The 20,078-nt window shown below is 61.4% G+C and carries 16 protein-coding genes and 5 pseudogenes; 5 read left to right on the top strand and 16 right to left on the bottom strand.

What is annotated here, in order from left to right:
* Positions 1-7 precede the first annotated feature (7 nt).
* Positions 8-283 (top strand): annotated as a pseudogene (locus HV773_RS31755) (enolase C-terminal domain-like protein); the annotation flags it as partial.
* A 21-nt stretch (positions 284-304) separates the two neighbouring features.
* Here HV773_RS31755 and HV773_RS31760 read toward each other — a convergent pair.
* The 7 genes and pseudogenes from HV773_RS31760 to HV773_RS31790 all read right to left on the bottom strand — a co-directional run.
* Positions 305-685: pseudogene (locus HV773_RS31760) on the bottom strand (glycogen/starch/alpha-glucan phosphorylase); the annotation flags it as partial.
* A gap of 301 nt (positions 686-986) precedes the next feature.
* Positions 987-1,601, bottom strand: a complete 615-nt coding sequence (locus HV773_RS31765) for an HD domain-containing protein (protein WP_175197894.1) — start codon at positions 1,599-1,601, stop codon at positions 987-989.
* 61 nt (positions 1,602-1,662) lie between these two features.
* Positions 1,663-2,724 (bottom strand): patatin-like phospholipase family protein, encoded by a 1,062-nt coding sequence (locus tag HV773_RS31770; RefSeq protein ID WP_175197895.1) that lies wholly within the window; start codon positions 2,722-2,724, stop codon positions 1,663-1,665.
* 19 nt (positions 2,725-2,743) lie between these two features.
* Entirely contained in the window at positions 2,744-6,202 is a 3,459-nt protein-coding gene (locus HV773_RS31775) for an adenylate/guanylate cyclase domain-containing protein (RefSeq protein ID WP_175197896.1), read from the bottom strand.
* Positions 6,203-6,350: 148 nt separating this feature from the next.
* Positions 6,351-7,588: pseudogene (gene glnA / locus HV773_RS31780) on the bottom strand (type I glutamate--ammonia ligase); the annotation flags it as partial.
* A gap of 649 nt (positions 7,589-8,237) precedes the next feature.
* Complete coding sequence (locus HV773_RS31785; protein WP_175197897.1) at positions 8,238-8,411, bottom strand: hypothetical protein; 174 nt, start codon at positions 8,409-8,411, stop codon at positions 8,238-8,240.
* A gap of 28 nt (positions 8,412-8,439) precedes the next feature.
* On the bottom strand, positions 8,440-9,768 hold the full coding sequence (locus tag HV773_RS31790) for a DUF3422 family protein (protein WP_175197918.1): 1,329 nt from the start codon (positions 9,766-9,768) through the stop codon (positions 8,440-8,442).
* A gap of 1,048 nt (positions 9,769-10,816) precedes the next feature.
* On the opposite strand from HV773_RS31790, the gene HV773_RS31795 reads away from it, so the two are divergent.
* A complete protein-coding gene (locus tag HV773_RS31795) occupies positions 10,817-11,581 on the top strand; it encodes a pyrroline-5-carboxylate reductase (RefSeq protein WP_175197898.1) in 765 nt (254 codons plus the stop codon).
* An 80-nt stretch (positions 11,582-11,661) separates the two neighbouring features.
* Positions 11,662-11,955 carry a DUF1330 domain-containing protein gene (locus HV773_RS31800; RefSeq protein WP_175197899.1) on the top strand — a complete coding sequence of 98 codons (294 nt, stop codon included), beginning with the start codon at positions 11,662-11,664 and terminating at the stop codon, positions 11,953-11,955.
* A 90-nt stretch (positions 11,956-12,045) separates the two neighbouring features.
* Here HV773_RS31800 and HV773_RS31805 read toward each other — a convergent pair.
* The 3 genes and pseudogenes from HV773_RS31805 to phoU form a co-directional block, all read right to left on the bottom strand.
* Positions 12,046-12,546 (bottom strand): annotated as a pseudogene (locus HV773_RS31805) (porin); the annotation flags it as partial.
* Complete coding sequence (locus tag HV773_RS31810) at positions 12,518-13,207, bottom strand: Na/Pi cotransporter family protein (protein WP_343052406.1); 690 nt, start codon at positions 13,205-13,207, stop codon at positions 12,518-12,520. The pseudogene HV773_RS31805 and the gene HV773_RS31810, both read right to left, overlap by 29 nt.
* 535 nt (positions 13,208-13,742) lie before the next feature.
* Positions 13,743-14,449, bottom strand: a pseudogene (phoU, locus tag HV773_RS31815) (phosphate signaling complex protein PhoU).
* A gap of 281 nt (positions 14,450-14,730) precedes the next feature.
* On the opposite strand from phoU, the gene HV773_RS31820 reads away from it, so the two are divergent.
* Entirely contained in the window at positions 14,731-14,940 is a 210-nt protein-coding gene (locus HV773_RS31820) for a hypothetical protein (RefSeq protein WP_343052407.1), read from the top strand.
* A 227-nt stretch (positions 14,941-15,167) separates the two neighbouring features.
* On the opposite strand, the gene HV773_RS31825 is transcribed toward HV773_RS31820, so the two are convergent.
* The gene (locus HV773_RS31825; RefSeq protein WP_175197900.1) at positions 15,168-15,821 is read right to left on the bottom strand and encodes a response regulator; all 654 of its coding nucleotides are present in this window, start codon (positions 15,819-15,821) and stop codon (positions 15,168-15,170) included.
* A gap of 194 nt (positions 15,822-16,015) precedes the next feature.
* Between HV773_RS31825 and HV773_RS31830 the strand changes: the two genes are divergently transcribed.
* Positions 16,016-16,501: a hypothetical protein gene (locus tag HV773_RS31830; protein ID WP_246282543.1), complete on the top strand. Its 486-nt coding sequence runs from the start codon at positions 16,016-16,018 to the stop codon at positions 16,499-16,501.
* 682 nt (positions 16,502-17,183) lie between these two features.
* On the opposite strand, the gene HV773_RS31835 is transcribed toward HV773_RS31830, so the two are convergent.
* The 5 genes from HV773_RS31835 to HV773_RS31855 all read right to left on the bottom strand — a co-directional run bounded on the left by HV773_RS31835 (position 17,184) and on the right by HV773_RS31855 (position 19,992).
* Positions 17,184-17,438, bottom strand: coding sequence for a hypothetical protein (locus HV773_RS31835; RefSeq protein ID WP_175197901.1), 255 nt, complete (start codon positions 17,436-17,438; stop codon positions 17,184-17,186).
* A gap of 387 nt (positions 17,439-17,825) precedes the next feature.
* Positions 17,826-18,023: a hypothetical protein gene (locus tag HV773_RS31840; protein WP_175197902.1), complete on the bottom strand. Its 198-nt coding sequence runs from the start codon at positions 18,021-18,023 to the stop codon at positions 17,826-17,828.
* 99 nt (positions 18,024-18,122) lie between these two features.
* Positions 18,123-18,629, bottom strand: a complete 507-nt coding sequence (locus HV773_RS31845) for a phasin family protein (protein ID WP_246282544.1) — start codon at positions 18,627-18,629, stop codon at positions 18,123-18,125.
* Positions 18,630-19,026: 397 nt separating this feature from the next.
* Positions 19,027-19,299, bottom strand: coding sequence for a hypothetical protein (locus tag HV773_RS31850; protein WP_175197903.1), 273 nt, complete (start codon positions 19,297-19,299; stop codon positions 19,027-19,029).
* Between the two features lie 15 nt (positions 19,300-19,314).
* Positions 19,315-19,992 carry an MgtC/SapB family protein gene (locus tag HV773_RS31855; RefSeq protein ID WP_175197904.1) on the bottom strand — a complete coding sequence of 226 codons (678 nt, stop codon included), beginning with the start codon at positions 19,990-19,992 and terminating at the stop codon, positions 19,315-19,317.
* Between the last annotated feature and the right edge of the window lie 86 nt (positions 19,993-20,078).

The following is a 20,078-nucleotide window of genomic DNA, read 5'->3' on the forward strand; positions in this document are numbered from 1 at the left end:
TGGGCCCCGCAAGATCTTCGTCTACGCTGCGGGCAGTTACTACTATCCGGGCCAGGATCACGAAAAGCTGAAGGACGAGATGCGCAGCTACATCGATCGCGGCTATACGGTCGTGAAGAAAAGGATCGGCGGCGCTTCGCTTGACGAAGATCTTCGCCGCATCGATTCGATCCTGAGCGTGCTCGGCGACGGCCAGAAACTCGCTGTCGATGCGAACGGCCACTTCGATCTCGATACCGCGATCCAGTACGCGAAGGCGCTCTCGCAATACGACATGTTCTGGTAGGAGGAACCGGGCGATCCGCTCGACTTCGATGCCGTAGCCCACGGAGGGAATTTCGAGCGTCGCGAGCGAATCCAGATAACAGGCTGCAAGCTTGCCGAGTCCGCCATTGCCGAGCCCCGGCTCTTCTTCTACCGCGAGCAGTTCGTCGAGATCCTGGCCCTGCGCGCATGGCCTCGCGCGCATTGTCTTCGATGCCGAGATCGACGAGATTGTTGCCCAGTTGCGGGCCGATCAGGAACTCGGCGGAGAGGTAGCACGCCACGCGTAAATCGCGCTCGGCATAGGTCTGGATCGTTGCGGCCCGGCGCGCCAGCATGCGGTCACGCACGCTATAGCGAGCGCCATGTACCAGTCGTGCGGCGTTGCAATGCCCGGCGTGCGGGCTTGCAGGCAGATCATATTGTCGAGCACGCCGCGCCGCAGCGCGTCGATGCTCAGACCGCTACGCGCGGATTCGGCGCTCGGGTTCGCGCCGGACGTCGGGGTGATGGCCACAATGCCTCCCGATGTTTCATCAGATCAAGGATCTACTCGGGTCAGATTCTGTGGCTCGATCATTGCGCCTTCCATAATCGCCGATTTCTGGCTCCTCGTCTGCGCAGTGCGAGTGATCCACTCATGCACGGCATCGACCGCCGCCGATGAATCGCACCGCGACGAGGCCGGGGATCTGTGTGGACGTGTACGCTGAACCTCACCGCTATTCCAGCCCCTGCCCCCCGAGCCGCCATGCGATATTACCGCGTGCGCGCGCCTCGCAGCGTGAATGGAAGTAATCGGTCAGGTAGATGCGCGGCCGCGCGAGCAAGCCTCGCAAGATCTTGCTCTCCTGCACGGCATACGCGTGGTCGTCGAGGTCCGGGCGTTCGGCCCTAAGGCGCATGCCGTCTTCCTGAAACCGGCGACGCGAAGCGCCGAGCGCCGCGAGATCGATATCGCACGCGAAGCGCGAATCGGGTTCGACCGGAGCACGGGTGTGCCGGGTCGCGAGAATCGCTTCGCAAATGCGCTCGCACATCACAAAGCGATCGCCGGCCCAGCGCTGCACCCAGTCAACACTGCACTGTTCGTTATCCTGATCGCCTGGAACGTATATCACGTCGTGGCACCAGAGGGCCAACTCCACGACATCGCGACGTTCAATGGCATGACACGCCAGATCGAAATAGCGCAGGCAGCGGCGAACGTGACGCAACGTGTGATAGTGACGGCCCGGTTCCCCATAACGGCGCGCGAGATCGGCATACACGGTGTCGGCGTGCTGCCCCCCGTTGCGCGACCACAACTCGACGAAGCGCTCCTGCGTCAGGTTCACCCTTGCTCCTTTGCGCACTGCGCGTCCCCGCCCCTGTCTTGCGCTGCCGCCATCGAAAGCCTCAGAGAAATTCCTCGCGAATGTCGATACTCGAGCGCTGACCGATATCGGCATAGTGCTGGGCGAGCCACGCATCGGCTTCCTTTCGGCCGTTGTCCCGCAGTTCGCACAGGAAATCCCAATCCGCGTTGTACTTGCTCGATACGCTGAGTTCGCACATTGCCGCGTCGGAGCGGATCGAATGAATCAGCATTTCCTTCATCTCGTCGCGAGCGAATTTGCCTTGCTGGATCAGATCGGTAACGAACGCAATCGCGCGCATTTCGCGCATCAATGACGAGTTGAAACTGATTTCGCTGATCCGGTTAAGAATATCGGCCGCCGTGACCGGCACCCCGGGGCGCACGAGCGGATTGATATGGACGATCACCACGTCGCGCGTCTTGCAGTGATAGATCAGCGGATAGATGGCCGGGTTGCCCATATAGCCGCCATCCCAGTAGTGCTCGCCTGCAATGGTGACCGCCTGAAACAGCGTCGGCACACATGCGGAGGCGAGCACGGCGTCCGCGCAAACGTCCTCGCCCGTGAACAGGCGTATCTTGCCCGTCTCTACGTTGGTGGCGCACAGGTACAACAGTATCGGGCACGCCTTGCGCAGCGCCACAAAATCGACGTGGCGCTCAAGGACCTCCCGCAGCGGATTCAGGTTGTGCGGATTGAACTGGTAGGGAGAGAACATTCGCAGCATCATGTCGGCGAACGCATAAAGCGGCGAATGGTCGAGCCCGAAACTGTGCGACCCCTTGAGCCACGGCACCCAGCGCAGCGGGTTATAGCGTTCGGCCGACTCGGCAACCGCATGCCAGAAGTCGTGCAGTGCCTCCCGCGCGCCGCTCTCGCCGCCCTTCAACAGCCCGTACGCCAGCACGGCGCCGTTCATTGCACCGGCGCTGGTCGCGCTTACGCCTTCGATCGCGAGTCTTTTGTCTTCGAGCAGGCGGTCGAGCACGCCCCAAGTGAACGCGCCATGCATCCCGCCGCCCTGCAACGCCAGCGCGATCTGCCTTGGCGCTGCGGGGTCGTTGCTTCTTTCACGGCTTTCTGTCTGCTTCGTCGCCATGGGTCGCCTCGCTGCCGGGTTAGCACCGTCCGTCGTCGATGGTTCGCGCGTTGCTCGATGCTAGCGTGTCGAGCAACGCCCTGGCTTCTCGCAAATCGCCGGTGTCGAAACCCTCCGTGAAGTTGCCGACGGTTTCGGACAGCACCTGTCTTGCCTCGTCTGGTCTGCCTTCACGCTGCCACAGATGTGCCAGGCTCGACGCCGCGCGCAACGCCAGTGAGTGTGCGCCCTGCGCGCGAGCCACGGCAAGCGCCTTGAGAAAACACGCTTGCGCGCCCTCGCTGGACGAAGGCGCGCGTTCGTCCTCGCTCGATGCCCCGAGCAGCATGACTCCCTTGAGCCGATGCAATTCAGCCTCGTAGAAACGCTCGCCGGTTGCGTCCGCGATCGCCATGGCCTCGTCGAGCGTGCGCAGGCCGCCCGCCACGTCGCCGGCCCGCCACTGACACTCGGCAAGCAAGGCCAGAAAGTAGGAGCGATGCTCCTCGCCGCCCGCTGACTGTTCGGCGTCCAGCCCCTGGCGCAACTGGGCGATGCCCTCCTGCAAGCTTCCCGGTTCGATGCGCGCCCAGCCCGACAAAATGGTTCCCCATGCGAGCCAGTACGGCAAATCGTGTTCGGTCGAGACAGTGATGGCCGCTTCGGCTCGCTCCTTGACCAGCGCAGCCTCGCGCCGAAGCTGATGCAGTTCGGCTGCGTAAGCCAGCGTGAATGCCAATGTCGGCCCGTAGGCAAGCTTCTGCGCGAGCACGAGCGCCTCCATGCTTCGCTTGACCGCCTGATCGGGATAGCCCTGAAGCCAGCGTATCAAGGACAGGAAATTCAACGCCCGGCTGCCAGGGTCCACGCCATGGGAGACCGCATGTGCCTGATGCCGCTCGGGATCATAGAGGGTCAGCGCCTGCTCCAGGTGTGCTGCAGCAGCGTCCAGTTCGCCCTGAAGGAAGAGGCTGGCACCGAGTGCACCGTGTGCCTCCATGAGCCAGTCCAGATCGTTTGCTTGCTGCGCCATGCGCAGCATCTGCTCGCCCAGATTGCACGCGACGGCGTACTGCGCACACGCCATGTTATGAATTCGCAAGCCGAGGATAGCCGCAAATAGCTGCGACACCTCGCCGAGCTGTTCACCCAACTGCCGGGCTCGCGTGTAGGTCGCCGCCACCTCGGGCGCCCCATAACCGCGCACGTTCATCAAGGCTGGACCCAGCGCGAGCAGCAGCATCAGCTCGCGGGACGCGCGGGCAGGCGTATCGGGCAATCGCTCGAGCAGACCCAGAGCGGCGCCGAGATGGTGCATGGCATCCGGGTGAGCAGCATGCCTGAGCGCTTGCTGCCCGGCGCGGTGCAGGTATTCCACCGCCTTGGGAATATTGCCGCTCAGGCTGTAGTGGTGCGCCAGTTCGCTGCAGTAGTCCGCGATGCGCGCGGGGAACAGCGCCTCGATAGCCTTCGCGGTCCGCTCGTGCAACACGCTGCGTCGCTCCGTGAGCAGCGAGTGGCCCGCCACTTCCTGCGTCAGCGCGTGTTTGAACGAATACTCGACCTCCGGGTAGGCGGGCCGCTCGTAAATGAATTCCGCGGCTTCCAGGTGAGCGAGCAGCGCGCGAAGATCATCGTCGGTGCGTGCGAGTTGCCCGTCGCAAATACGCTGGACCAGGCTGAACGGAAACTCCTTGCCGATCACCGCGAGCGTTTGCAGCAGCTCCTTCTGAGTGAGCGGGAGGCGGTCGATACGTGCAGCGAGCACGCCTTGCACCGTGGTCGGGATATGCAGCGCAGAGGGTGTCGTTTCGATGCGATAACGCCCGGGCTCGCCGTACAAGGTGCGCTCCTCCACGAGCGTTTGCACCACTTCCTCCATGAAGAACGGGTTGCCCTCGGTCTTTTCGAGGATGCGCTGCTTGAGCGGCAAAAGCGAGGCATGCTCGCCGAGCAGGGCCGCAAGCAGTCCCTCGGCCTCCGCCAGTCCAAGCGGCTCCAGCCGGAGCTGGTTGCTATCCCACGCCGGCTGATACTCCGGCCGGTAGTTCACGAGCAGCAGGACACGGGTACCCGGCACGCGCTCAACCAGGTGCACAAGGAACGCCTCGGTCTCCCGGTCCAGCCATTGCAGGTCCTCGAAGAGCAGCTCGATCGGCTGGCTTTGGCTCTCGCGCGTGAGAATCTGCGTGATCGCGTCGAACGTCCGGTCGCGCCGAACCTTGGGATCCATGCCCGCCAGCACCGAAGCGGATTCGCCCGTGCCCAGCAGATAGAGCGGGTAAGGCACCAGATCCTCGAAACTGCGCTCGAGCGTCAACACCTTGCCAACGACTTTCTCGCGGCGACGTCGCTCGTCGTCTTGCGCGTTGATCTGAAAATAGCTCTTCATGAGCTCGATCAGCGGCAAATTGGCAAACGCCTTGCCATGTGAAACAGAAAACGTTTCCAGCACCAGACTTCCTCGCCGTGAACGTTCCTTGAATTCATGGAAAAGGCGCGACTTCCCGACGCCCGCTTCGCCGACCACGGCGACGACCTGTCCCCGTCCCGCCCGTGTCATTTCCAGCGCCCGGTCAAGATGGGCCATTTCAGCTTCGCGCCCGACGAAACGCGCGAGGCCGCGATGCGCCGCCAACTGTAATCGCGTGCGCAGCGCACCCGGGCCCAGCACTTCATACACGGGCAGCGGCTCGGGAATGCCTTTGACCTGGGCTGCGCCCAGCGGCTTGAACTCGAAATAGCCCTCGGCCAGTTTGTGGGTCGATTCGCTCACGAGGATCGACGTGGGCGTGGCGATGCCCTCCATGCGCGAGGCGATGTGGATCGTGTGGCCAACCGGGTCGTAATCGGTGTGCAGATCGTCGGTGCGGATCGAACGCACGACGACCTCGCCGGTGTGAATGCCCACACGAATCTGCAGAGGAATGCCTTTCTCCAGCCGAATGCGATCGCCGTGCCAGCGCATTGCCTGCTGCATGCGTAGCGCGGCGAACAGCGCGCGTTGCGGATGGTCTTCGTGAGCGATCGGCGCGCCAAAGAGCGCGAGGATGCCGTCACCCAACGACTTCGCGACGTAGCCCTCGTAATAGTGGACAGCCTCCATCATCAGTGCAACGACGGGTTCGATCAGGTGATGGGCTTCTTCCGGGTCGAGACCATGAATCAAGGCCGTGGAACCGGCCATGTCCGCGAACAGCGCGGTGATAGTCTTGCGTTCGCCTGCGGTCTCGCCTCTTGCTTCCATGGCGACGTGCTCAGCACGAATACGCTCAGCAAGATGATGGGGCGTGTAGTGAATCGGCGCGGGCGGTGACTCCTCTGCGGGTGGCGCCGGCTCCGACGCTTCGGTAAGCTGCGCCCCGCATTCACTGCAGAATCGGGCAGCTGCAGCGGCCTCGTGCCCGCAACGGGGACACGCGCGCGCGAGCAGCGTCCCGCACGCTTCGCAGAATCTGGCCCTGGCGAGATTCTCGAATCCGCAGTTTGTGCAGCGCATAGCACCTCGTCGCGGCCGGGAACTAACATAGGCCAATTATGCGCCGTATTCCCTGACGAAACAGCCCCAATATTCAGCGGATCCGGCGGGAAACTTTGGCGAATATGGGCGTCAACACCAGCCTTCAACACTCGCCGTCAACGCGGCATCAGACATCGAAATACAGATAGAACTCCCTGGGATGCGACCGCATCCGGATCGCGTCGATCTCGCGCTTTCTCTTGTACTCGAGCCACGTGTCGATCACGTCTTCGGTGAAGACATCGCCTCTGCGCAGGAACTCGTTGTGGGCTTCCAGCGCCTTGAGCGCTTCATCGAGCGAACCCGGCACCTGGCGCACGTTCTTCGCTTTCTCGGGCGGCAGATCGTAGATGTTCACATCGAGCGCATCGCCCGGGTCCGTCTTGTTTTCGATGCCGTCGAGCTCGGCCATCAGCATCGCAGCGAATGCGAGGTACGCATTGGCCGATGGATCGGGACAGCGGAACTCCACCGCCGCGCAGCCGGCGAATCGGAGTACGTGGGGATGCGCGCGGCCGCCGAGCGGTTGCGTTGTAAGATTGCCAGATTCACCGGCGCTTCGTAGCCCGGCACGAGCCGCTTATAAGAGTTCGTGGTGGGCGCGCAAAACGCCATCAGCGCCGGCGCATGCTTGAGCAGGCCGCCGATGTACCAGCGGCACAACGCCGACGTGAGCGCCCAGCCGTGCGCGTCGTAGAACAGATTTTCGTTGTCCTTCCAGAGGCTCTGGTGACAATGCATGCCGCTGGCGTTGTCGGCGAAGAGCGGCTTTGGCATGAAGGTCGCCACCTTGCCGTGCTGGCGCGCCACGTTCTTGCAGATGTATTTGTAGATCATCACGTTGTCGGCCATGCGGGTGAGCGTGGAAAAACGCATGTCGATTTCGTTCTGCCCGGCTGTCGCCACCTCGTGGTGATGCACTTCCACCTGCACGCCGGCCTGCAGCAGCAACAGCACGATCTCCGAACGAATGTCCTGCAAGGTGTCGTGCGGCGGCACCGGGAAATAGCCCTCCTTAAAGCGCGACTTGTAGCCGAGGTTGCCGCCGCCATACGCGCCTTCGTCGCGGCCCGTATTCCAGTCCCCTTCGGCGGAGTCAACGTAGTAGTAGCCGCTGTGCGCGTCCTGGCCAAAACGAATCGAATCGAAGATGAAAAACTCGAGCTCGGGCCCGAAGTAACAGGTCGTGGCAATGCCGGTCTGCCGCAGGTAAGCCTCGGCCTTCTTCGCGATATGACGCGGATCGCGCGAGTACGGCTGATGCAGCACGGAATCGACCACATCGCAGATCAGTGAGAGCGTGGTCGTCTCGCTCACCGGGTCGATGAACGCGGTCGCGGGATCGCGCTTGAGCAACATATCGGATATCACGCTTTCAGTTTCATGTCGTTCCATACATCATAGCGGAACGCCTTACTGCAACAGAGCCCGCGAACCAGTTGGCTTGCAGAATTTGGGCTCCGTTTTCTGCACAACTTTGTGCCCGCCCCCCGGGGCCGAAGTTGTCCCGCTGATACCCCCAGCAAGTGTTGTCCTCAACCGCTCGATCGGTCGAGGACGCCGCCTGCATCCCCCCGTTGCCGAAGGTACAAAATTACTTCGAGTGTCCGGCTGAGGAACAAAATGTTGCAGAATTTCTTAAAGTAAATTTGTTCCCGGTGGCCCGGGCTGCGGTTGTTTCACGGCCATGTCACGGGAACAAAATTGTGCGAACTAACGCAGATTGCGGTGGCATCAAGCCGGCGAACCCTTGATGAATCACATAGCGCCCGCTGGCAGCGCCAGTAAGAGAACGAGATACTCGGTCAAAAGGCGTCGAAGCGATTGATCGCGGCGTGCAAGTGGCTGCGCCCGCGTCGTAGTGCCGTACCGAGATCACCTGGCGGCCCAGACAGCCTGATGTCTCCCTTTCCAGTTATTTGAATCCCGCTGCGCAACCTGAACCTAGATGCTTGCGCAACCAACTCGCACGTCGCCCCACGGCCAAACGCGTACCGTAGGCGATCGAGTCGACTCAGTTGTAGCCCAGGATTGCGGCTGTCTCGACATCGTGCCGATCGATCGGGTTGCCGGCCAGTGAGACCGTTGGCGCCAGCAGTAGGGAACGGTACGGCAGCATGAAGGTCGCGCTCGTCGTGTCGTCGCGCTGCGTATTTTCCTGCGCGTCGCTGCTTTCGGGGTGGTTCATTGATGCTCCTGCTGGTTGGTCAGTAATTTCAGATCGGTTGCTTCAACGGATGAATGTCGTTTGTTTCGGTGCCTGCGCTTCGCTTCAACAGCCGGCTTCGGGTGCGTCTCGTGATTACGATCACCGCCATGACCACGGGCCCTATCGCCAGACCTTCGGCCAGTTCTGGCTGGATGGGCAGACTGAGCACGTGTAGCGCCTTGAAGGCGGCCGCCACCAGCGAAAGCACGTAGTAGGAGATCGCGGCAACGGAGAGCCCCTCGACAGCATGCTGCAAATGGAGTTGATTCCGTGCCGTGCGCTCCATGCCTCCGAGCAGGCGAGTGACATCCCTTTCCTGCGCGAGATTGACTCGCGTGCGCAACAGATCGACCGCACGCGCGATACGGGCTGCGAGCACCTCGTGGCGCGCCCAGACGCTGCGACATGTGTCCATCGCAGGGGCGAAGCGGCGTTCCATAAACTCCTGGATCGTGGGCATGCCCTCAATGCGCTCTTCGCGCAACTCGTGAATTCTCGCCAGGACCAGTTTCTCGTAAGCACGTGACGCGCTAAAGCGTGCGCCTGAGCCCGCCAATGATTCGACGCGAACCGCAAGGTGCGTGAGTTTGACAAGTAGCTGCGAGTCGTCGCCCTCCGCTCCCTCCGCGTCCATGCCTTGCATAAGCGCCTGAAGCGACATGTGAATCTCGTCCAGTTCGTGGCTCATCTGGCGTGCGACAGGCAGCGCCAGAAGCGCCATCATCCGGTACGTTTCAATTTCGTACAGTCGCTGCAACAGACGGCCACCCTGCTCCTCGCGAAAGCCGTCATCGAGGACGAGAAAGCGTGTGAAGCCATCGGGCCGCACGCACCAGTCGCAAAACGCCTGGCCCCCGCCGAGCACATTGCTTCCGACGAGAATCGGTCCATCGATCCAATGGCGTATCGCGCCACGTGCCACACGCGCTGCTTCACCGGCGAGCAGTTCCATGCGTGACGCGACGAACCGGCTCCCGGCGAGTTGCGCAAACCAGTTCGCAGGAATGCCCTGAATGGCGACGTCATCGAATAATTCTTTGTCGCTGCGGGGACTGACGAACGTAAACGTGGAGAATTCGGCATGGCGCTCCCACTTGAGATGCCATCCGCACGGTGATTGAACGGAATAGTGCGTGGCACCTTCTGCCGGGTCCGGGATTTTCGCGTCCCTGCACAACCTCTGCAATAGCGCCTCGTGTAACCACGGCTTGTGCTCGGCGAAAACCGCGTAGTGGATGAGCGAAACGGATTCGGCCAGCTTTAGAAACGGCCGAGCGTGCAGCTCTGCAGCCAAAGCGCCGCGTAACGGATGGTCCAGGTATTCCGGGTTCGGCATTTTCACGATGCTATTCACGCAGTAAGAGCGATGCTTCGATAACGAGGCAGGCAAGAACTATGGCGGAAGTGCGGCAACAAGAAAAGCTCATAGTTTTGATCGATATCTTCAGTTTTTCTGATGGATAGCGGCAGGCGAACCATGAAGATTCATCCAGACGTGGAAACCGCGATTGTCAAACCGCCAATCGAACTGAGCTGCGCGATCCGGGTCTCAAATGGAAGCGATATGTCACCTTCAGCTCGGCGCCGTTGAGCGATTGCGGGAGCCAGCACTGCGGACTCTGAGCCAGCGCGACGCGCGAGGGCCACGAGTCGCTACGTCATGTGCGCATCGCCCAGATCCGCCGGGCTGAACTCGTCGCTCGCCCAATCGTCAAGGTCACTGGGGCTAGACGATGCAACACATAAATCACAATCAATGAAGTTGCGCGAAATTCATGTTGTCTGCCGCGGTTTGCAAGCGAATCATTCGCTGCTGACCAAATACTGCACATGAGATGTGGGGAAATTTGAGCCCAATAAGGGCGCCGCCACGATGACGACACGCCGCAGATCGTGCTGTTTTGGGGGGCGCAAAACAGTCAATTCGGCGGGCGGCAGCAGATAGTTTGAAATAATTCAAGTATTTTGAAATGGTCTAATCGACAGGAAGTGCTGTATGCAGCTTTGTGCACGCGCCGATTTCGACAATCGCACCGCTGCATTCCTGGTACAGATCGGTTCCTTCGCATATTGCGATGTTACGGATGTGAAGAGTCATCTCATCTTTGACGTCAAAGGTGATCAAAGGCGCACATCCGGGAGAACGACCTGAACGAGGCTGGTGAGATCGGATTGGCGTTTTCATCTCCTCATCGTGCAGCTGTGAATGCGTAGGACGATCATCTGGGAGGGCGAGCTGGGTCCAGGACAGAATGAGTTGTCATGGCCACAACACAGGACTCTAACGGAGCGTTGTTTTTAGCATTGCGACTACTGATGTTGATCGACGATCCGACCGTTGGGACTATCGTGGGATCGATAGCCGTTTGTGCAAGAGGATAGAAATGCGTATTGGCTTTGTCGGAACCGGTGTTATCACACGAGCCGTCGTGACTGGACTTGTCCGCTCTCAACTAAGTTTCGAGAGCATTGCGTTGTCACCGCGCAATGCGGCCGTTGCAGCGGAACTGGCTACGCTCGACGCGCGGATTAGGGTTTGCGTTTCCAATCAGGAGGTGCTTGATACTAGCGACGTGATATGCGTGGCCGTCGTTCCTCAGATTGTCGAAGACGTTTTACGAGCGCTGCGGTTCGAAGTGCGGCATCACGTGATCACGTTCGTTCCCGGAACGTCGATTGAAAAACTGCATCGGCTCGCTCGCCCCGCGGCCACGCTTGCCCGCGCAATCCCGTTGCCTGCGGTCGCGGATCGTAGCGGAGGAACCGCGATATTTCCGCCGGACAATATCGCCCGGTCCATATTTTCTGCGCTCGGAGAAGCCATCGAAGTCACAAGCGAGAACCAGTTCGACGCGCTACATGCAGTTACCGCGACTACGGCGAGTTTCTACGCCGTGTTGGAAGCTCAGGCCGTCTGGTTGACGAAGCAAGGCCTCTCGTACGATGCGGCTCGCACATTCCTGTCGGGATATTCCGTTGGCTTGGCGCTCGAAACGACCAGGACACCTCAGTCGTTCACAGAGATGATCGATTATCTGATGACGCCCGGGGGGCTGAATGAGCAGCTTCATGCTGAACTTTCTTCTGCCGGTGCCTACGATCACTACGGTAGAGCGCTTGACCGAGTTCTCGCTCGCGTGCAGGGGTAGGCATAAGCGACTTGCGCCCGCACGGGCAAGTGCCTTACGGAATTTTTTCTAAACTAACATCGGCAACAAAGGAGGCACAAGTGAAGGGATATTGGATTGTTTTAGGCGCGGACATCACTGACTCCGACGCGCAGGCTCAGTACGGTAAGCTTTGGGGGCCCATCGCCGAGAAATATGACGCCAAGCTAAGGTCGGCAGAGGTCACGGCCGTCCTGCTCGAAGCCGGTTCGGCAAAGCGAGTGTCGGTCGTGGAGTTCCCGTCCTTGGAACAGGCGAAAGCTTGCTACGCGGACCCATCGTACGAGGAGGCGAAGCAGTACGCGCTCAAGGCGTCCAATCGAGCGCTTCTCATTTTTGAAGGCGAACTCGCCTAACGCGTTACACGTACGCGATTCATCGCTCGGGCTTGGCGGGCTCGCCGCCGTCATCGCGTCCTGGCCAATGAGTTATCCGCGATCGAAGGTATCGATCGCACCGGATGCATTTGAGGAGGGGTTATTTGCCTGGAGGTACGCCGCCGCAATCAGGAGACCGCCATTGGCGTATTGACCACCGACACTGTATTGCCGGTTGTTCCCGAAGTTCGTGCTGTTGCTGAAGCTGTACGTGCCGCCAAACTGGAACCCTGCGAAGACCGGGCTCGCATATTTCACGGTGTTGTTGACGCGGAAGCTGTTGTCCGTATTGTCGTTATCGTACGGGTGGGAGAACATGTAGCCAGCCCAACTGCCATTGGCGGTCGTCTGCGCGAGGTAGTCCACCACGGAATCGTACTGGCGGCCCAGTGTCAATGTACCGTAATGGTCGCTTGCGATGCCGACGTACGCCTGCCGGCCAAACATCAAGCCACCCTGCCCCAGTTTCCCGTTGTTCACATTGAATCCGTTCTCAAACTGGAAAACGGCCTTCAATCCCCCGCCAAGATCTTCCGCACCCTTAAGCCCCCAACGGCTGCCTTGCGCCCAGGTTCGCACCGAGCACCAGCGCGAAAGCAGTATCCGGCGGCACGACGTTTTTGGCGCACAGGGACGCGACCAGCAAGACCGCAGCAACGGTCGAATCCGCAGCCCAGCTCAGGCTCGCGGCGAGCAGAACATCCACCAGCGGGACAGTCGACGTGGCGCCCAGCAGCACACGCAGGCTGGGTGCGTCTTCGTACTCGGTCATCAGATCGAGCAGTTCGTGCAACGCAATCAGCATCAGGCCCAGTCCGATGAACGCGCGACCCAGATCGTGTGCCCGCGTGTTCGACGCCTTGCGAAACATCAGTACACCGACCAGTACCAGTGCTGGTGAGACAGCCGCCACATCGAACGACAGCTCCTGCACAATCAGCGTCGCACCGATGTTCGCCCCCAGCATGACGGCCAGCGCTGGAACAAGGTCAACGCGCCCCTCTGCAGCGAGACCGGCGGTCATCAAGCCGGCTGCCGCACCGTTTTGTAGTACGGCGGCGGACCCCATACCGGCAATGAAGGCGGGCCCCCGGTCGTGCAGCGAGCGCGCGAGAAGCGACTGGAGCGCCACACCGAACGCCCGCTGCATGCCCGTCTGGACCATCTGCGTGCCGAGCACAAGCAGCGCGATGGAACCCGCGAGATCGATCAGCGTGAATGTCGTCGGCATGCCCGTGCTCCACTTGTACCGTCATATTGCCGGCTTTCCCCACGCGCTCCGGCGTGTTGCCGCCTTCCGTGTACATCAGCGCCGCAGGCGGCACGGAGGAACACACACCATTGTTCAGAAAATTTCGGGTGACATTGGTGCGCCAGCGCACAGCCAGTCTGTCTATGCGCTGGAGGAGTTCTGGTCCAGTTTGCGCAGTCGCCCAACACGCACATCGGGGCATTGTCGCGGTCGCCCGGATTTGCGGGGCAGGCAGCGCGGCGACCGATTGCCTCCACCCAGACGGCGCGAAGCAGGCCGCCACCCATTCGATAGCGGGACGGACGCCCTGAATGCCCTTCGCGGTTCCGGACTTTTGCCGGGCGTCGCTGCACAGCTGCGGCACGAACTCTCAGCGCTCGCGTGCGACGTACGAGAACCGGTTGAACCGGCTTCCGGGCTGGGGGCGCACGTCCGGCGACTGCCGGCGCGTGACCGGGCGATCTGCAACGTCCTGGCTGAAGCGCTCCGCCACAATGGCGCGCCTGGGATGACCTCAACCATCCAGGGCTTCCCGCTCTAGCTGAGCGCGCGAAACGTGACGGACATCCTTGCCCTTGACAACATAAATGACGAGCTCCGCCAAGTTCTTTGCATGGTCGCCGATCCGTTCGATGGCCGACGCAATGGACACATAGTCGAGTGCGGAAGAGATGACGCGGGGATTCTCCGCCATGTACGTCGGCAGCTTGCGCACAAACGCGCGGTACTCCTCATCGATCGCCTCATCCTCGCGCATGATCCTGGCGGCCTCAACCGTGTCGAGTCGGGCGAATGCCGCGAGCGCGTCGTGGAAGATGGTTGCCGCCATCTGACCGGACAACCGGATTTCCGCGATATTCAGATTCCGGCCCGCCGCGTCATTCGCGATTTTTCTCGTCCGTTTTGCGATCTTGCGTGCTTCATCGCCTGCGCGCTCGAGATTGCTGATGCCCTTGGAGAAAGCCATCAGTCGCCGCAGGTCGGTGCGATGGGCTGGCGCCGCGCGATGACGTTGCTGCACGCGGCGTCGATTTCGACTTCCATCGCATTGAGTCGATGCTCCTCATCAATGACCTTCTCGACCAGCCCCATGTCGAAGCGGCTGAGCGCCTCCATTGCATCGTTCAACTGTGACTCAACCAGTCCCCCCATCTCGAAAAATCTCGACGACAGGTGTTCAAGTTCAGCATCGAACTGGCTGGAAATGTGCTTGTCTGGCATTGAAAAACTCCCCTTACCAGAAAGACGATAAACTGTTTATACGATTTGTCAAACCTGAAAAAACCATGAAACAACAGGCAACCAGGAACAGAAGCGGCAAGCGGCAGGGTACGCCCCCGGGCGAAGGGTCCGGTGAGGCACCGGCAACCGGGGAGGCCGGGCAACCAGCAAAGGCCCGGCGCGGGGGATCAAAGCCACAGGGCCAGAAGGCAGCGCCCGTGGAAGCGTCTCCCGGACGCGTTGCCGGGCACCGCAGGGAGCATGTCAAACGGGAAAAGGTCGTGCGTGACATCTTCACGATGCCCAGGGCGGATTACGAACAGCTCGCGGTGCTCAAACAGCGGTGCCTCGACGCGGGTGTCGCCGTGAAAAAGAGCGAGCTCGTCCGCGCGGGGCTGCTTCTGCTGGCATCCGGACCGACAAAACGCCTTCTTGCAGCCGTCAAGGCGGTCGAGCCGGTCAAGACCGGCCGGCCACCGAAATCGAAGTAAGCCGCACACAAGACCCGGCGGTCGCACCGCACCATGGCGACCGTCCGGAACGTTCGAGGCGACGCCGGACCTGAGCTGTCCGGGTTGCGACGGCAGGAACGATAGCGGGACCCCGCTCCGGTGTGAAGGCGCCGGCAAAACGCGACACGGATCGTGCAGGTGCGGCCGGTCGATGTTGCGCGACGCCTTCGCCTGCGCCAGCACCGGCTACAGCTGCGTCACGCGAGCTACCGCAGGCCGTACCCAATGCCCCGCACCGTCACGATCCGCTCCGCGCCAATCTTCTGCCGGAGGCGATGCACATGCACCTCGAGAGCATTGCTGTCGATTGCGTCGTCCGGGCCGTACATCTTCCCTAAAAGTTCACGATGGGTTAAGACCCGGTGCGGTTCTTCGATGAGCGCCCTGAGCAGGCTGAATTCGCGCGGTACCAGGTCGAGCGCTACGTCATGGAGGCTCGCCTCATGGGAGACCCGGTTAAGCACAAGACCGTCGTGTGCATAGGCCTGCGCTGCCTGACTGGTTCGACGACGCATCAGAGCACGCACACGCGCCGCAAGTTCCTCAAGGTCGAATGGCTTGATCAGGTAATCGTCGACACCGGCATCGAGCGCGCGAATGCGGCTTTGCACCGCGTCCCGCGCGGTCAGGATGATCACGAAGGCGCGGCCACCGCGCCTCCGGTACTGGTTCAGCAGGTCGAGCCCTGCGTCTCCTGGCAGCCCGAGGTCCAGCACAAGCAGGTCGTAAGTTCCGTCGCGAAGCGACAGCTCCGCCTCGCATCGTTCACGCACCCAGTCAATCGCGTGGCCAGCGCACCGCATCGTCTCCAGCACGGCCCCGGCGAGCACCCCGTCATCTTCTACCAGCAACAGGCGCATGGCGTGACCTCTCCTGAGACGCCTCATTGTCGACCCGCATCGCTTAACGCACACTTAAGCATCCCTTAAGCTCCTGCTGCCGACAATTCGCCCTAATACTGAGGCGGCCCATTCATTCGAGCGGCCTTCACTCCCCCTCGGGAGGAACATCAAGAACATGGCGAGCCCCAACCTCTCGCGCCGGAGACCTGGACATGTCCAGCAGCAACAAGCCCCGATCCCTTCGACAGCCGACTTCCAGGGCTCTCTCGAAAGCATTGCTCCTTCCCATGTCCCGAAACGAAGCAGCCAATCTTGCGCTGCGCACGCGGATTGTGCTCGAGCGTTTGCGCAACGGCGAGGCCGGCCGAGCACTGGTGAATCACATGTGCCAGATCGTCCTCATCACCGGCTATATCACCCGCGCCGGATTCGGCAGGCTCGATATTCACGACATTGACCGCGTCGAGCACAATCTCGATAAGGTGCTTGCCGGGGCAGACAGGACGGGAGAATGGAACCTCCCTGATTCGTTGATCGGTGAGCTTACGACCGTGGTGAACGAGTACGATCGCCAGCTCGCCACGACCCGCGTTGAGATCGTCGCCCGCGCAAGCGAACACCTCGAAAGGCTCTTGCTGCTCGCGGCTAGTCAGCGCCCTGCCGCCGCGGATGGTGTCCGCGACCGTGCACAGGCGTGACGCCCTTGCGCTGATCATCCCGCAGCCAGGAGTTTCAGAAGCGACGCGCTTTCCCGCACGTCCGGGGGACCGGTTGGCGCGGCCGCCACGTCCCGTTGCGAAAAGCGGCGCGTCTGCGAGCGCCCCGCGTACGGAGCGCCGCCGGTCGCCAGTCAGCCGACTCGCGCAACGTGTCCTCTTCTGGTTCGATCTCGCGGTTTTGAACGTCAGCCACCGTATTGCGCGGTGGCGCCTCACCTCCACCCACTACGGCTGCGAAGAACTGCATCCATCTCGTACGCATCTGTCTCCCACATGCTCCATCCTTCGTGCCCGCGTCGTTGCGTCATCCATGGATGAAAAAAAAAGGCGTCCCGAAGCGCGCGTATGGAATCGCTCCATACGTCTGCGTTTCGAGACGCCGTTGTCCCGTCTGCAACTTCTCCCCCACACAAGTCGAGGACTACGTCTGTGGCCATCGTCGACCAGCCAGTCTAAGAGCAATAAATACGCCATTGCGCCGGGCGGGATGCATTCCGACGCCCCGGCGTCATCCACAGGACCGCTGCCGGCGAGAATGCCTCATACGCGAGCAGACTCCTCCCGGCTGGTGCGCAACGAGGCCACAACGCACCACTGTGTCGCACGCCCGCGAGGCTCGCCACACAGTGAAAATATTGTGCAAGCGAGGCGTCAATGACCATCACCGGGCGTCACCCGTTCGCAGTCCAGACTGATCTGGCAGATGGTCGAGGCGGACGAGCAGGTCCCTCGCCTGTCTCTCGATGTGAATGGGTAGCAGTGGCGTGGCCAGAACGGCCTGTATCCTGGCCCGCCACCAATGTAAGTCAATCGCTGCCCCGGTTTCACATGCGTGCAGGTTGCCGGCTGAGTGCTCGAGATGATTGAGCACGTTGCGGATGTGCGCCAGATCCTTTTCTACGAAATCGTAGCTCACGATGGATTCCCCTGTGTTGGTGCGCCGCCGCGTTGCCCGCCCCTCCCGCGTTCGGCGTGAATGAAATCACCGCCCTCCAGTGTTACTTCTTGAATGTAAATGCATCGCAAAGGCATTCAGTGCCGTGACCTGGTCCAGCGACACCACTCGTGGTGATCCAGATTGCGCAGAAGGTCGGCACGACGGCGTTCACGGCGATAGTGAGCGGCGACGCCGCATGACGCGATCACCAGCACGATCGCGCCCACAAGCATTCCCAGCCAGGATGGATCCACGTCAGCCTCCTCAGGTTCGTCAGGATCGCTGCCCGATCGCGTGGGCGGCACGCTCAACGAATATTGACAGATAGACCGTCCGGATAATGGGCTTTGTGTCCTTGAGTGTCGGTCAGCGCACCCGCGCGATCGCGCGCAGAAATGCGTCCCCATGCGGCGTGACGCGAGGCACCGGAAAGCCCGGTTCTGGTGGATCGTTCGCGATGAACTGGAGCGCGCGAAGCGCGCACAGTTCGGCACGATCCGCCTCGATCCGCTCAGGCGCATCCTTGACCAGCAACAACGTGGCCAGCTCGTGGGGGCTCAACACGGCGTTTCCCTCCCGGAGGGGACTCGGTGAACGGTAATCCGGTCGGGTGGTCACCGCGCGGCGTGTGACCGGACCGGGGCAGACATTAAGGAGCGTCGGCTATCTGGACGACTGTCGTCGCCTAGGGGAGCGACTTCGCGGTATCGCCCCGGCAGATGCCTCTGGCGCACTATCCAGACCGGCGGATGCGGCATCACGCGTGGCCGCACGCGGTTGGCTTGCCAGATCACCATCCACCGCGACGGGGGCCGGATGCAGCGCCCTCAACATCGAATCGACTCCGCGTGCGCACCTCGCCATACCGTCGAGCGTTGTGTTCAGGTGGCGCACGTGCCCGTCATGACTGTCGCTGGCACTTCGGCTGAGCTTCGCTGCCGCTTCCGAAGCGATGTCCATCCAGCCACGGGTGTACCCGGCGAACTGCATGGCGAGCCAGGGCAATGTGGCGGCCTGACGCATGGCGAGCTGCTCAGGCGTCTGTGCCCGCAACACGTTTTCCCAATGCAGGCCGGCGCCAGACAACACCAGCCTGCAGGTCTCCATGTTCAGGCGCGCCAGCTCATGGAGGCTGTCAAACAGCTGGCCGTTCAGGATGGCCAGATTCACTGCGCTGCACTCGTGTGTCGTGGCAAACAGCATCTTCTCAGGCGTACTCAATGAATGTCTCTCAGGTCCTTGCGGACGAGGCTTGGCCGCTGCCACTGCGGCTGGTGACCGGCATGGACGCGCAGGACAGAGCCGTTAAGAGCAGTGTCGCGCCAATCTAGAGTCTTTATTCTAACTTTGTTAAATCCATGCCATTAATAGACACGATCCAGGGATTTCCACCAATATGTGGGATAGGGGAACGATGGTGGCGGGCGGCAACGCCCGGGGGATGGGCGCTTGTCGATGCGCCATTGAAACAGTCGACTCCGGTCTTGCGTGAGTTACGGTTACCGCGTGTCCTGGACCGGGTGAGGGCCGGTGCCAGCCGGGCGACGTCCCGCCTGCCGAGCCACGCTCAATGCCGGTCCTGGCAAAACAGATCATCGACGATCTTGCACGCCGCACTGTATCCGCCCATGAGCGCGTCGGCCTCCGTTGCAAAGGGACGGCCACCCACCTCACCGAAACGCAGGGGGGAAAACACCGCAACGGTATTGGCTGCCTGAAATATCCGGACAACAGCAATGTACCCTGGCCGGGTTGGCTCGCCCCTGGCCGGCCCGATGCGGATATCGGACTCAACGGCGATCTCGAGCGTAAAACCCTCGTAATCGTAGCTTCGCGTCATGACTGTCTCCCCGCCTTACTTCTCGCGCCGGCACTCCCGGACCCCCGACATGGCTTCGAGCCGCGCACAGATCGTCGTAAACTCGTTTGCCGTCACCCGCGACAGTGCGATCTGCACGTCGTCGAGATCGGCGTCATCCTCCGACTGCTGGACGATGAACTGCTTGACGCGAACGCTCCCCGTGCCAAGTGCCTCGTGAACGCTATCCAGCGAGACGCTCCCGTGCTCGGCTAGCAACTGGATGTTGCGCTGCTGACGCACAGCAATAAAGCGCCGCTCCAGGGGCTTCACACCGACCAGGATGACGAGGATGATGGCCGTCGCGCCAATGGCCGCCGTGTACATGCCGCCACCGACTGCCAGCCCGATACCGGCAACCGACCAGAGACTCGCCGCCGTCGTAAGACCGCGTACCACTTCACCACGCAGAAGTATCGACCCCGCGCCAAGAAAGCCAATACCGGAAACCACCTGGGCGGCGACCCGGGACGGATCGAGCACGACGTTCTTCTCGCCCAGCACGTCGGCAAACCCGAACGCCGAAACCAGCATCATGAGCGCGGCCCCGACGCAGACCAGCATGTGCGTGCGCAGGCCAGCCGCCCAGTTCAGTCTCTCGCGCTCAAATCCGATCACGCTGCCGAGAAGCGCAGCAATCAGCAGGCGCGACAGAAGTTCGAAGTTCCCGATCATTTTTTTCAGGTCCGGTGGACGTCTGCGAGGCAGGGGGCTCGCAGGTTGGGAACTGAATTGTGACATTTTCGTGACGCCGACGTTGA

The organism is Paraburkholderia caffeinitolerans, assembly GCF_902859945.1.
GTDB lineage: Bacteria > Pseudomonadota > Gammaproteobacteria > Burkholderiales > Burkholderiaceae > Paraburkholderia > Paraburkholderia caffeinitolerans.